Below are 13,554 nucleotides of genomic sequence, written 5' to 3'. Positions count from 1 at the left end.
TCCTCCTTTGCTTCTGAAGGTAGTGTATCAGAATCATCTTAAAAATTTCTAAACCCCTCCTTACCGTTTTGTGAAAGATCAAAAGAGGCCCTGCCGCGTGATGCGGCAGGGCCTCTTTCATCGGTTTTAATCCAGTTGGGCCAGAACAGCCATGGTTTCCTTGGCCTCGGTGCGGCTCAGGGTGGCAGCGGGCTGGAACTGATCGCCCTTCTCCCCCACCGGCTCCAGCAGGCCGGTCGCCAGGCAGAAGTCCACGGCGGACCGTGCCCAGGAGGAAACCGAACTGCTGTCGGACAGGGAATTGACCGCCTCACCATTGGTGGCAGTATTCAGGCCCATGGCCCGGGCGTAGTTGTACAGCATGGCGGCCGCCTGCTCCCGGGTCACCGCCGTCTGGGGCAGGAACTTGCCCTTTCCGTCACCGCTGACGATCCGGGTCTCGGCCGCCCAGATGGCCGCGTCGCTGCCCACCACATCCACAAAGGCGCCGTCGGCGCCCGGTGCGGGCTGACCGGCCACCTCATAGAGCATTTCCACAAACTCCAGGCGGGTCAGCGGGCTGTCCACCGTTCCCTGATAGACCGCCCAGGTGCTCTCCCGCTTGGGGGTGACGGTACCGTTGCGGCTCAGGTAGGTTGCCAGCATGGAGGCCATGGTACCCCGGGTGGAGGCGTACTGCATATCAGCGCCGGCGGACCACAGTACCGTACAGTCGGGGAACTCCCCGTCCCACAGGTGGGACTCCTCCAACACGATGCGGAAGACCTGATCGTCCTCCACGGGCTGCCCCTCAAAGGTCAGGTTGGTCACCCGCTGTCCGGCAGGGGCTCCCACATAGAGCTCATAGTCCATGCCATAGAGGAAATCGGCGTCATAGCCGCCGGTGATGCGTCCGTACTCATCCACCGTATAGCGGCCGGCACAGGTATCCAGCCAGGCTTTCAGCTGGGCACCGGTCATCTCCACCACGGTGACGGCGCTGCGGCCCAGGGCCAAACTGGCGCAGTCACCCAAGGTGAGGGTGCGAATCCCACTGCCGGTGCCTACCTCCTCCGGCAGGCTGCCCAGGCTTCCGTTGGTCACCAGAGCTCCGTCGGCCCCGGAGGTCCACAGCATGGCCTGGGCCACCAGATCGCCGGCGGCACTCTGGTGGACGGCATCGGTCTTGTATTCCGACCAATCCCCGGACAGGCGGCCTGCCTGACGGTCGGCGGCGCTCTCCTGAGCCTTCTGGCCCGCCTCCGTGGCTTTGGCCAGGGTCTGATCCGGCTGATAGTCGGACAGGTCCAGCAGCTGGCTCTCTCCAACGACCGCCTCTCCGCTGTCATTCAGGGTCACGGTGGTTCGGGTGAGAGCGGTGCCGCCGCTGCTGACCCAGGACACCTCCTGACCGGCGGCATTCTGGAAGGTGCCGCTGTCCGCCCGGCCGTGCCCGCCCACCAGTAGATCGATGCCGGTGGTCTTAGCGGCAAACTGCTCCAGACCATTCCGGTCGTCGTGGCAGCACACCACCACCAGGTCGCAGTTTTCCTTGCTCAACTGGGGCTGCACCCAATGGGTCCACTCCCAGGCGTAGGTATGGTCGGTATTGCCCTCGTGGCCGAACTGGCTGTCGGGATAGTAATAGGAGGGCATGGACTGGGGTACCTCCAGGGTACCCAGTCCCACCACAGCCACCCGCAGCTCCTTACCATCCAGCTGGGTGGTAAAGATCTGGTAGGGCTGGTACATAGTCTGTCCGGTCTCGCCGCTCAGCCAGTCGGCAGAGATCACATTCACCGGCGTGCCCGTTCCCTCCGCCTGGGTCAGCTCCTGGAAGAAGGCCGCCCGGTGTCCCTGGCCCAGCCGGAACTCCTCCACGCTGGGCACCAGGGCGTCATAGCCGATGGTGCGCAGAGCCAGGGCCGTATCGGCGGCACTGCCGCTGACCAGGGTATTGGCCACCGCGTCCCCGCTGTCCAGCAGCAGGGTGTCCTCCATGTTCTGGCGCTCCTGGGCCATGGCCGTAGCCACCTTCAAATAACTATGGTACTCGATCCGGCCGGTAAGGGGGTCGGTCTGCCCCACTCTGCCTGCCATATCCCCAGTGGTATAGATCCCCAGGGTAGGTTCCTCCTGAACGGGCTCAGCCGCCCATGCACCCGCCGGCAGCAGAGCCAGCGCCAGCAGCGCCGCACACAGCCGGCGGAAGATCAGATGCTTCCGCGTCATACAATCGCCTCTTTTCTCCCATGCGGGACATCTGGTTTTACACCGGTCACCCGGAAAACCGTCGGGCAGACACAGTGTCAATCATTCTGTGTCCTATTATACGTCCCGGCCAAAGGGGTTTCAATGTATGGCCCCCCAATGTTAGCAAAAAGAAACATTGTTACAATTTCCCCCGGCGAAACATGGAAAAATGGGGCGCCGCATGCTGCGGCGCCCCACGAAAAAGCGCATATTCCGTTGTCAGTTCATGGCGCACAGCTTGGCCGCGGTCTGAGCGGCCAGCTTGGCGTTGTTGAACACCAGCTGGATGTTGGAGTCCAGGCTATCACCGCCGGTGAGCTCCTTCACCTTGGCCAGCAGGAAGGGGGTAGTGGCCTTGCCGTGGATGCCCTGAGCGTTGGCCTGGGCAATGGCCTCGTCGATGGCCTTGTTGATCACGTCGTGATCCATGGCAAACTCCTCGGGGATGGGGTTGGTCACCAGCATGCCGCCCTTGAGGCCCAGCTCACGGGAGACATGGAAGGCGGCGGCGATCTCCTCCGGGCTGTCCATGCGGTAGTCCACCTCAAAGCCGCTCTTGCGGGTGTAGAAGGCGGGCAGCTCCTTGGTGCCGTAGCCGATGACGGGCACACCGTGGGTCTCCAGGTACTCCAGGGTGAGGCCCAGGTCCAGGATGGACTTGGCGCCGGCGCACACCACCATCACGGGGGTGGAGGCCAGCTCCTCCAGGTCGGCGGAGATGTCCATGGTGGTCTCGGCGCCGCGGTGGACACCACCGATGCCGCCGGTGGCAAAGATCTGGATGCCTGCCATGTGGGCGATCATCATGGTGGTGGTAACGGTGGTAGCGCCGTCGGCCTTGCGGGCCACCAGCACCGCCAGGTCCCGGCGGCTGGCCTTGGTCACCTTCTGGCCCTGCTTGCCCAGGTACTCGATCTCCTCGGCACTCAGACCGGCCTTCAGGCGGCCGCCCAGGATGGCGATGGTGGCGGGCACCGCGCCGTTGTCCCGGATGATCTGCTCCACCTTCAGAGCGGTCTCCACGTTCTGGGGATAGGGCATGCCGTGGGAGATGATGGTGGACTCCAGGGCCACCACGGGCTTACCAGCCGCCACGGCAGCGGCTACTTCAGGGGCTACATCCAAAAACTTGTTCAGATTCATCACAGATACCTCCATATGAAATCCTTGTGTCAGCGTTTCTTTATTTCATCCGGTCCCGGAGCCGCTGTGCGCTCATGGCCGGGTTAATGGTTTCGGCGCTCTCCATGGCAATGGCACCCGCCGCCATGGCGGCCTTGGCGGTGCCCTCCAGGTTGGTACCCTCCAGGTAGGCCCAAGCGATGGCGGCCATGCCTGCGTCGCCGCAGCCGGTGGTGTTCACCATCTCACCGGGACAGCAGGGCACATGGAGCCGCTCCTTATGGTCGGCGGCCAGCATTCCGTCGCCGCCCAGGCTGATGAACACCCGCCGCAGGCCGGTGGCCAGCAGGACATCCGCGGCCTTGTTCAGGCTGGCCTCGTCGGTGATGGTCACGCCGGAGAGGAGCTCCGCCTCCATCCGGTTGGGCTTGAGGGTGTGGAGCTTGCCCAGCACCGGCCACAGCTTCTCTGCCTTGGCGGTGGAGACCGGATCGGCGAAGATGGGCAGCCGCACATTGTCCGCCAGCCAGGCGATGGACTCCGCCGGGATGTTGGTGTCCACCACGATCAGCTGGGCGTTGTGCAGCAACCGGGACCGCCCGGCCAGGAAGGCGGGAGTCATGTGCTGGTAGATCTCCATGTCGCTGACCGCCAGGGCCATGTCCCCCTGGTGGTCGGCAATAAACAGATAGGTGGAGGTGGCTCCTCCCGGCACCGTCAGGCACTGGCTGATGTCGATGCCCAGCTCGCCGCAGCTGGCAGCAATGCGCTGAGCGTTCATGTCGTCGCCAAAGGCGGTCAACAGCCGCACGTCCATCCCCAGCAGTGCCATGTTGTGGGCAATATTGCGGCCCACGCCGCCCAGACTGGTGCGCACCTGGCCCGGGTTGGAGTCCGCAGGCACCAGCTTGTCCAGGGACCGCCCGCCGATGTCCAGGTTCACGCCCCCCACCACCACCGCGTAGGGCGCGGTGCGGACGATGTAGCCCTTACCAGCAATGTGCCCCTGCTTCATCAGGTTGGAGATATGTACCGCCGCAGACGACCGGGTGATGCCCGCCTTGTCCGCCAGCTCCTGCTGGGAGATCATAGGGTTCTCCTCGATCCATTTCAGGATCTGCCGCTCTCGCTGGGTCATGGGATACCTCCTAAACTTTTATCTATATTCTAATCATATGCTTATGTACCCTCTTTGTCAAGTCTTTTCTGCCCCTTAACCTGCCTCAATGCGGGCGGCCACGGTGTTGAGTACCTCCTGGTGGGTTTGGTCAAAGATGTGGGTGTAGATCCGGCCGGTGATGGACACATCCTTGTGGCCCAAAGCCTTACCAATGTCCAGCAACGGGATGCGGGCGCTGTTGGCCAGGCTGGCGAAGGTGTGGCGCAGGCCGTGGACGGTAATGGGGGGCAGCCCGTGGCGCTCCACAAAGGTGCGGAATGCCCAGGTGACCATGTTGGGATGCCTGGGCTCCCCCTTGTCGTCGGTGAGGACGTAGCCGCTATCCACGTAATCCTCCCGGGCGGCGGCCTGCTCCAGCTGCTCCCGGCGGATGGCGTGGAGCAGCCGGGTCAGGTCCTCCAGCCCGGCGATGCCCAGGGTGCGGATGGAGTTCTTGGTCTTGGGCTCCTTTTCCACCACCCGGTCCCCTGCGGTGGTGCGGGTGACCCGGATGCGGATGACGTAGTGCTCAAAGTCAATGTCGCTCCACCGCAGGCCGCAGATCTCCCCCCGCCGCAGGCCCAGGTAGGCTCCCAGCTTGACCACCAGCTCCAGCCAATCGCCCTCCACCTCCCGGAACAGTTCCCGCAGCTGCTCGGGGGTGTAGTAGAACTGCCGGGTGGGGTGCTCCCGGGGAGCCTCCACTCGCTCCACCGGGTTTTCCCGCAAAATCTTTTGCCGGAAGGCCAGCTGGAGGGCGGTGTGGAGCAGAATGTGGTGCTTGTGGACACTATTGGAGTCCAGCCGCCCCTCCCGCATTTTCTGGGCGTAATAGCGCTGAATGTGCCAGGCCTCCAGCTGCCTGAGCCGGATGCGGCCCAACGCCGGGTTGATATGGTTTTTGATCACGGAGCGGTAGCAGTAGTAGGTGGTGTAAGCCCGGTTGGGGGCGATGACCTCCTCCAGCCAGTAGTCCAGCCACTCCGCCAGGGTGAGGCGGCTGCAATCGCAGGGGAGCCGCCTGCCCCGTCCGCCCTGGAACTGTTCCAGGGCAGTTTCTGCTTCCGCCCGGTCGGCGAAGGTGCGCACACGCCGGTCACGGCGGCCCTCGGCGTCGGTGCCATAATTAAAGCAGACGTAGTACAGCTGCTTCTGATCATCATAGGCCAGGTTTTTCTTGATCGTCTTTCTCGCCATTCCAGTTCCTCCCATACTCATCAGTTGAATTGTCGAATTAGCGCGTATACTGTATTTTGTCAGGGTTTTTGCCTGCCGTCAACGGTTGCATGGTGGGAGGAAATGAGCCGATTTTAGGTGATTTTTGGCTACCTGGCGGTTACCTGTCGCCACCTGAAGGCGCCAAAAGTCTTGTGGTGCAAGGGGTTGGAGGATTGCTTTCAACTTGTTCCCTCTTCCTGGTCAAATCAAACAAGGAGGAATTCCAAATGAGAAACCTCAAGCGTGTTCTCAGCCTGGCTCTGGCCGCTCTTATGCTCATGGGCATGATGGTCGTTGGCGCTGGCGCTGCGAGCAAGGATTTCACCGATGCGGATGAAATCAAGAATGTTGAGGCTGTCGACGTTATGGTCGCTCTCGGTGTGCTCGAGGGCGGCGATAAGGGCGACTTCCAGCCCAACTCCATCCTGACCCGTGAGCAGGCTGCCAAGATCATCTGCTACCTGCTGCTGGGTGAGGAGTCCGCTGAGAAGCTGACCACCAACTACAGCATCTTCAGCGACGTGCCTGCCAACCGCTGGTCTGCCCCCTACATCAGCTACTGCGTGAACCTGGGCATCCTGGCTGGCGACGGCAACGGCCACTTCTTCCCCGAGGGCAAGCTGACTGGCGTTGCTTTCGCCAAGATGCTGATGGTCGCTCTGGGCTACAACGCTGAGCGTGAGAACTTCGTGGGCAACAACTGGGAGATCAACGTCTCCGCTGCTGCTATCGCTGCCGGCGTGGCTCCCAAGGCTCTGGACCTGTCCAAGGAGCTGTCCCGTCAGGACGCTGCCCAGATGGCTTTCAACACCCTGAGCGCCACCATGGTTGAGTACCTGAACGACAATACCATCATCATCGGCGGTGAGACCATCATCTCCACCACCGGCAAGGCTTCCGCTGTGAAGCAGTACCCCTACACCGATACCATGGGTATCGAGAACCTGCAGTTTGCTGAGAAGTACTTCGGCAATCTGAAGAAGAACGCCAACACCGACGCCTTCGGTCGTCCCGCCCACACCTGGGTGTACGACAAGAAGGAAGTTGGCACCTATGTTGACTCCGACCTGCTGGTTGAGTCCTACACCACCGCTGTCACCGGCAAGGAGCTGTACAATGTTCTGACCGCCTCCATCATCAAGGAGTGCAAGCTCAACGTCTATGTGGACGGCTACAAGGTTGATGACATCACCAAGAACCTGCTGGTCAAGACCAACAACCGCGATCTGGCTCACACTGACACCGGCGTTCTGACCGAGGTCTATGTGGACTCCGATGCTGGCGAGATCACCATCGCCATTATCAACACCTACCTGGCTGTTGCTACTGCCGACTACAACGAGAAGACCGACAAGGTTGCCTTCCAGGTCTACTCCTACAACAACGCCGACAAGATCCACGCTCTGGACACCACCAAGGTTTCTACCATGGTCGTTAAGGGCGAGGATCTGGCCATCGAGAACGTGAAGGACGGCGACATCGTCCTGGTGAACATCGCTGGCAACGCCATCGAGATCATCAGCGCTCCCGAGGTTGTTAAGGATACCAAGCTGAGCGCCTTCTCCAAGGGCTCCAAGGTTGTTGCTGACGGCACTACCTATGCTTACGCTGCTTCCGCTCAGTACAAGACCGGCGTGCTGGATCAGTACGACGATCAGAACCTGGCTGAGGCTACCTACAACCTGTACCTGGATGCCTATGACAACCTGATCGGCATCGAACTGGTCGAGGATGCCAACACCTACGTGTTCATCACCGGCTACAACATCACTCAGAACAACACCGCCAATCCCACTGCTGAGGCTACTGCCATCTTCACCGACGGCACCATGAAGACCATCACCGTCAATGTGGATAAGTCCACCTTTAAGTCCGCCAGCGTTGCATGGGACAATACCACTATCGTGGGCAATGGCGGCAAGGCTCTGGAGAACACCTGGTACTCCTACACTGTCAACTCTTCTAACGTGTACACCCTGACCTATGTTGCCAACCAGGCTCAGACCACCTACTCCAGCAATGGTACCATCGATAGCCAGCATATCGCTCTGAATGCTGATGCTGGCGATAACAAGATTGCTGGTGGCCAGGTTGCTTACGGCAACGCTGATTCTCAGTACATCACCGTGGGCCTGAAGGCTCTGGGTGGCCAGACCGGCAGCGGCATCATCAACAAGGTGAAGTCCGTTAACACCGGCATCAAGAACACCGATCTGACCGTCTATAGCACTACCAACGCCAAGAAGACTCTGGACATTCCCAATGGTACCGCTTTTAATGGCACCGCCAGCGAGGGCGCTTATGCCATCTACAAGAACGGCTATGTTGTTGCCGCCATCGTGGTGGGCAAGGACACCGCCAGCGTGGAGAACACTTTCTACGCCCTCAGCGATGTGAACTACGAGGAGTACACCGACGGCCTGTACTACTGGTCTGTTAAGGGCATCATGAACGGCGTGGAGACCACCGTCCGTGAGCGCGGCGAGTGGGGCGACCTGGTGGCTCTGAAGAATGTCCACAAGCGCGATCTGCTGACTCTGGGCTTCGACTCCAACGGCTTCGTGGTTGAGGCGAATCGTGCTTCCACCGTCACCATCGACGTTGCTGCTGTTGACTCTGTTGTCAATGAGACTCTGACCAATGCCAACCTGAACATGAAGGGCTGGACTCTGTACACCACCACCAACGCTACCAATGGCATTGCTGTTGCCGACAAGTGCCCCACCGCTCTGGTGGAGACCGTTGACGACAAGACTGTGGTGACTTACTTCGACAACACCGATACCGCCATCAAGGCCATGCAGAACGGCGGCAAGGTTGCCAACGGTACTCTGATTGCCACTCTGGATCGCAACAAGATCGCCACCAGCGTAATCATTGTTGATACCGATGCTCAGGGCGAAGTGATCGATCCCACCGATGGTGTTGCCGAGTCCGCTGTGGTCAACTCCCTGAACCCCGCTGCCCAGACTGGTACTCTGCTTGTCATTGACCGCGTGAACAGCGGCAAGACCGTGGATGAGCTGGCCATTGAGGGTCTGAAGAACGCTGGTTACACCTATCAGTACAAGACCAATAACAGCAACTATGTTGCTCTGATGGGCGATCGTGCTTACACCTTCACCGCCACCGTTCGTACCGCTTACCTGGTCAAGGTCGAGCGCGCTGCTGGTGCCAACATGATCGTTTCCACCGGCACTTACTGGGCTGCCGAGGGTTACAAGATCACCGGCACCATCTCCTGCACCACTACTAACCTCAGCAGCGTTTCCTTCAGCGTTAGCGGCGTGGCCGGCGCTAGCATCACTGTGACTCCCAGTGCCACCGATCCTAAGGTTGGTACCTACGAGATTAACTTTGCTAGCACCGTTACCGTTCCCGGCACTCTGACTATCACCTGGTAATTACCTGGAATAGTTCATCAAAAAGGAGCCCCCAAATCGGGGGCTCCTTTTTACTTTATGAATTATGTATCAGTCCTATTGCAATGTATTTCTGCCCGGCATTATTCATAAAAGCTTCATCGTCATAAGCAAGGGTAACCGAATTTGTACCCCATTGAGCAGCTACTCCATTGATATTATGCATGTGTGCTCGGGGCATTCCTTGCCCTGCTGTAACGAAAATACCCGCTTGATCAAAGACAAAAATAACCAATGGAAGTGCACTGAAAGTATGTACTGCTGCACCAGTACCAGTTCCAATATAGACGTGATACTCTACTGTACAATTACCGCACAAAGCTACAGCGGTTTCTAGAAGGGCAGATTTGTCCGCCAGGCTGTCCAGGGCCGTGTCGATCTTGGACAAATCCTGGTTGAAGTCGGTGCGCAGGAAGGGGTCCTCCGGTTCCCACTGGTGGAGCTGATAATTCGGTGTATAGTTTGCCATGTACATTCCTCCTTGTTGTAGCTTTGGCGTTTTGCCACTATAGGCGCTGCTGTTGCACCGGGGCAAAACCCGCGTTTCTTCCCGATGCAACAAAAAGCCCCTTACCCCCATCCGGTGGGTAAGAGACAAAACAAGGAGGAATCTATATGTCAGACTATACGGAACACTATCAGCTTCATCAATGGCAGCCCCAGGATAAGTTCCTGCGCACCGACTTCAACCAGGATCTCCAGAAGATCGACACGGCACTGGACAGTCTGGCGGAGGGGGTGAGCCGGAAGGCAGAGCAGTCCGAACTGGACGAGGTCCGCGCCCTGGCCACTCAAAGCCGGTTCACCAAGCTGAAAGAGATCAATATCACGGAGTATCTCACCAGTTTTGAAATCGACCTGAGTGATGTCGATTGGACAAAATGGGACAAAGTGCATCTGGACTGCATGGCATATGACATGCCCCAGTCTCGGCTTTACATCAATTCATCGGAGGGCTTCTTCCTATTTCAGACCAACACGGATTTCAGCCAAAGGGAGGCATATTCTCCCCGGATCACCATGTTCCCCGGTTTTCGGGCTGACCGCTTCGTATCCCTTCAGTCCTACAATGGTACAATGATATACCCCACGGGAATCCTCTTTTTGGAGTTTCATAAGATTGTATTTAAAGGTGGATTTCCATGGCCCGGAAACCAGTTTGTCCTGTGGGGTGAGATGTAAAAAATCCCCCGGCTCGTATAAGCCGGGGGATTTTATTGTTATGCCCTTTACGAAATTAACCGTTAGGGAGCATAAGTGATGGTAACATCAGCAGTAGCGTTGGCAATGATAGTCTGAGTATTGCCGGTACCGCTCACAAAGTTACCAGTGGAGGTCACGCTGCTCACAGTCTTGCCGGAAGCGGGCAGGATCTGCAGAGTCACGGTGCTGCCCTGAGCAACAACGACCTGATAGTCGTCAGTGCCGAGAGCGTCGACCAGCTTGTACTCGCCGCCGTTCACAGAGACCATAGCACTGTCAGAGCCAGTCTTAAAGGTCAGGGTCACCTTAGTGGAGAAGGTAACATTGACGGTGGTATTAGCGGTAACGTTGGCAACAGTGTACACACCGTTGGCATCGGGAGTCAGAACGGTATCGCCCACCTTGACAGAGACAAGAGCCTTAGTGGGGTCAACGATATCCAGCTTGAACTGGAAGTTCTTGCCTTCCTGGACAGTGCCAGCGTCGCCAGTGTAGTGGGTGCCGTCAACCTTGTTGACCCAAGCAATGCCGGAGCAGCCAGCAACATTCACAGTGTAGGTCGGGGTGGTCTGATCGGGAACCTCAACGATAACCACGTCAGTCAGAACCTTGTTGGCGCTGTCATAGGCAGCGTAAACCAGATCGTTGGCGTCAGTGATCACAGCCTCAACGCTGGAGATGGAGATGGTCTTGAAGTCCTCGCTCACGTAGTAGACCTTGGTGTTGCTGTTGTAGGCCCAGTAGGTAGCGGTATTCTTGTTGGAGCCGATACCCAGAACCACACCATTGGCAGCCACGGTACCAGCGGTACCAGCGGAAGCGGCAAAGTAGGTGTTGTTTCTCACAGCACAACCGGTGATGATGCCGTTGCTGTTCATGGTGACATTGTCAATGGCATACATGCCCTTGGCAGCGCCAACCAGCTTCTCGGTGGTGGGAACAGAACCGTCCATGTTCCAATCAGCCACAGTCTCAGCATCGATCTTGATGGTGGTCTCCTTGCCGTCCACGATAGCGGGGAAGACATAGTACTTACCAGTGCTGTCAGTGATGATGTTGGAGCCGTCCTTCACGAAGAAGGTGTCGACACCGGCGATACCGGCCAGCTGAGTGGTGGAGATGTAGACCACATCAATCTGGTTGGCATAGTAGCTGTTGGTCACATAGGCAATACCGGTGGTGGGAACATTGGGGTCAATGCTGGGCATGTTGTTGTAGCCAACATACACATTGTAGTTCTGGCCGCCGCCAGCCTTGGGAGTAGCCACCATAAAGACGGTCTCGCTGGTGGTGTACAGGACCTTATCCAGAGAATCGGTGTACACGTCATCGTGGTTGTGATCCAGGATGAACTGAGACTTACCGTTGACAAAGACCACCTCATCGGCAGCATTGTAAGCGGTGCTGTTGTACTTGCCGTTGGTGCCAGCCAGAGTCAGCTTGTACACGCCATTGTCGTCCACGGTGTAAGTGACGATATCAGCGGTAGCATCGGTGACCATGTTGTAAGAAGGACCGGTAGCGTTAGTCAGATTGGACCAGTTGTCCATCTTGGCGGTGACGGTCTTCTGAGTGCCATCGGGCAGCAGCAGGGTCACGCCCTTGGTCTCATCGCCGTACTGGTTGGAAGAACCAACACCGATAACGGCGGCATAGTTCTTGGGAGACTCAACGCCGGACACATAGATGGCATAGCCATACTGATCCAGGTAGACATTGACCTCAGACTTGTTCACGGTAAAGTCGGAGATGCGGATGCTGGCACCGTTCTCGTCAGCAATGTAGTAGTTGGTGCTGTACTTATAGTTGGTGCCGTCCACGGTGAAGTTGGCATTGCTGGTGCCCTTCTCGCCGGGAACATAGATGTTGCCGCCCTTCCACTCGGTCAGCAGGCCGGTGGTGTTCTTCTCCAGCAGCTCAACGCTCTGGATGTCGTAACGAGTGCCGTTCCAAGCAGCGGTGTAGGTCACCAGATCATTGACGGCAAAGTTCTCGGTCACGTACTTGTTGTTCAGAGTGCCGGGATTCCGCAGCGCATTCAGGGTCACATAGCGGTCAGAGCTGCTGGTGGCCTTGGCAACGCTGTTAATCTTGGCAACATAGGTGTTGATCTCGGTGATGGTCAGAGTGCTGGTGCCATCCTCATGCTCGTCGTACCAGACCTGAGTCAGAACGCCGTTGCCACCGATGGTGGTGTCGTCGTTCTTGGCCAGAGTCACAGCATTCTGAGACTTACCGTCAATGTAGAAGCCGTTGGTGGCCTTGGCCTTGGACAGGCCCAGATCAGCGTAGATCTCGCTCAGCTCCACACCAGTGGTGTAGGTCAGGTCGGAATCCAGGGTGTAGGTGCCGACCAGCTTGGCATTGTAACGCCAGCTGATAGCGGGACGCTCAAAAGCGTCGGTGGCGGGAACCTTCTTCAGGCCGCTGAAGTACTTCTCAGCGAACTGCAGGTTCTCGGTGTCCATGGTGTCGGTGTAGGGGGACTGCTTCACAGCAGTGGCCTTGCCCACGGTGGACACGGTGGTGTTGCCGATGATGATGGTGTTGTCGTTCAGGTACTCAACCATGGTGGCCTGCAGGGTGTTGAAGGCCATCTGAGCAGCGTCCTGACGGGACAGCTCCTTGGACAGGTCCAGGCCCTTGGGAGCCACGCCGGCAGCGATGGCAGCGGCGGACACGTTGATCTCCCAGTTGTTGCCCACATAGTGCTCGCGCTCAGCGGAGTAGCCCAGGCAGACCATCAGCATCTTGGCGAAAGCAACGCCGGTCAGCTTGCCTTCGGGATAGAAGTGGCCGGCGCCGTCGCCAGCCAGGATGCCCAGGTTCACGCAGTAGCTGATGTAGGGGGCGGACCAGCGGCTGGCGGGAACATCGCTGAAAATGCTGTAGTTGGTGGTCAGCTTCTCAGCAGCCTCCTCACCCAGGAGCATGTAGCAGATGATCTTGGCAGCCTGCTCACGGGTCAGGATGGAGTTGGGCTGGAAGTCGCCCTTATCGCCGCCCTCGAGCACACCGAGAGCGACCATAACGTCGACAGCCTCAACATTCTTGATTTCATCCGCATCGGTGAAATCCTTGCTCGCAGCGCCAGCGCCGACGACCATCATGCCCATGAGCATGAGAGCGGCCAGAGCCAGGCTGAGAACACGCTTGAGGTTTCTCATTTGGAATTCCTCCTTGTTTGATTTGACCAGG

The 13,554-nt window shown here is 58.4% G+C and carries 8 protein-coding genes; 2 read left to right on the top strand and 6 right to left on the bottom strand.

Annotated elements, in window-relative coordinates:
• Positions 1-126: 126 nt before the first annotated feature.
• From J9789_RS00245 to J9789_RS00230, 4 genes are all read right to left on the bottom strand, one after another.
• Positions 127-2,211, bottom strand: coding sequence for a 5'-nucleotidase C-terminal domain-containing protein (locus J9789_RS00245; RefSeq protein ID WP_209341186.1), 2,085 nt, complete (start codon positions 2,209-2,211; stop codon positions 127-129).
• Between the two features lie 240 nt (positions 2,212-2,451).
• Positions 2,452-3,375 carry a pseudouridine-5'-phosphate glycosidase gene (locus tag J9789_RS00240; RefSeq protein ID WP_209341185.1) on the bottom strand — a complete coding sequence of 308 codons (924 nt, stop codon included), beginning with the start codon at positions 3,373-3,375 and terminating at the stop codon, positions 2,452-2,454.
• 40 nt (positions 3,376-3,415) lie between these two features.
• Positions 3,416-4,492, bottom strand: coding sequence for a PfkB family carbohydrate kinase (locus tag J9789_RS00235; protein ID WP_209341184.1), 1,077 nt, complete (start codon positions 4,490-4,492; stop codon positions 3,416-3,418).
• A 75-nt stretch (positions 4,493-4,567) separates the two neighbouring features.
• The gene (locus J9789_RS00230; protein ID WP_209341183.1) at positions 4,568-5,710 is read right to left on the bottom strand and encodes a site-specific integrase; all 1,143 of its coding nucleotides are present in this window, start codon (positions 5,708-5,710) and stop codon (positions 4,568-4,570) included.
• Positions 5,711-5,958: 248 nt separating this feature from the next.
• On the opposite strand from J9789_RS00230, the gene J9789_RS00225 reads away from it, so the two are divergent.
• Positions 5,959-9,135 carry an S-layer homology domain-containing protein gene (locus tag J9789_RS00225; protein WP_209341181.1) on the top strand — a complete coding sequence of 1,059 codons (3,177 nt, stop codon included), beginning with the start codon at positions 5,959-5,961 and terminating at the stop codon, positions 9,133-9,135.
• A 55-nt stretch (positions 9,136-9,190) separates the two neighbouring features.
• Here the strand turns inward: J9789_RS00225 and J9789_RS00220 are convergent, their stop codons facing one another.
• Positions 9,191-9,622, bottom strand: a complete 432-nt coding sequence (locus J9789_RS00220) for a hypothetical protein (protein WP_209342319.1) — start codon at positions 9,620-9,622, stop codon at positions 9,191-9,193.
• 146 nt (positions 9,623-9,768) lie between these two features.
• Here J9789_RS00220 and J9789_RS00215 point away from each other — a divergent pair, with 146 nt between their 5' ends.
• Complete coding sequence (locus tag J9789_RS00215) at positions 9,769-10,335, top strand: hypothetical protein (RefSeq protein ID WP_209341180.1); 567 nt, start codon at positions 9,769-9,771, stop codon at positions 10,333-10,335.
• Between the two features lie 62 nt (positions 10,336-10,397).
• Here the strand turns inward: J9789_RS00215 and J9789_RS00210 are convergent, their stop codons facing one another.
• On the bottom strand, positions 10,398-13,523 hold the full coding sequence (locus J9789_RS00210) for an S-layer homology domain-containing protein (RefSeq protein ID WP_209341178.1): 3,126 nt from the start codon (positions 13,521-13,523) through the stop codon (positions 10,398-10,400).
• Positions 13,524-13,554 lie beyond the last annotated feature (31 nt).

Source organism: Flavonifractor sp. AGMB03687 (assembly GCF_017811815.1).
In the GTDB taxonomy this organism is placed as follows: domain Bacteria; phylum Bacillota; class Clostridia; order Oscillospirales; family Oscillospiraceae; genus Flavonifractor.
This window is presented reverse-complemented; position numbering and strand designations above follow the sequence as displayed.

Bases quoted from the DNA above. Each gene is read 5' to 3' on its own strand.
- J9789_RS00245 (WP_209341186.1), bottom strand. From the start codon at position 2,211: ATGACGCGGAAGCATCTGATCTTCCGCCGGCTGTGTGCGGCGCTGCTG.
- J9789_RS00230 (WP_209341183.1), bottom strand. From the start codon at position 5,710: ATGGCGAGAAAGACGATCAAGAAAAACCTGGCCTATGATGATCAGAAG.
- J9789_RS00210 (WP_209341178.1), bottom strand. From the start codon at position 13,523: ATGAGAAACCTCAAGCGTGTTCTCAGCCTGGCTCTGGCCGCTCTCATG.
- J9789_RS00215 (WP_209341180.1), top strand. From the start codon at position 9,769: ATGTCAGACTATACGGAACACTATCAGCTTCATCAATGGCAGCCCCAG.
- J9789_RS00220 (WP_209342319.1), bottom strand. From the start codon at position 9,622: ATGGCAAACTATACACCGAATTATCAGCTCCACCAGTGGGAACCGGAG.
- J9789_RS00240 (WP_209341185.1), bottom strand. From the start codon at position 3,375: ATGAATCTGAACAAGTTTTTGGATGTAGCCCCTGAAGTAGCCGCTGCC.
- J9789_RS00225 (WP_209341181.1), top strand. From the start codon at position 5,959: ATGAGAAACCTCAAGCGTGTTCTCAGCCTGGCTCTGGCCGCTCTTATG.
- J9789_RS00235 (WP_209341184.1), bottom strand. From the start codon at position 4,492: ATGACCCAGCGAGAGCGGCAGATCCTGAAATGGATCGAGGAGAACCCT.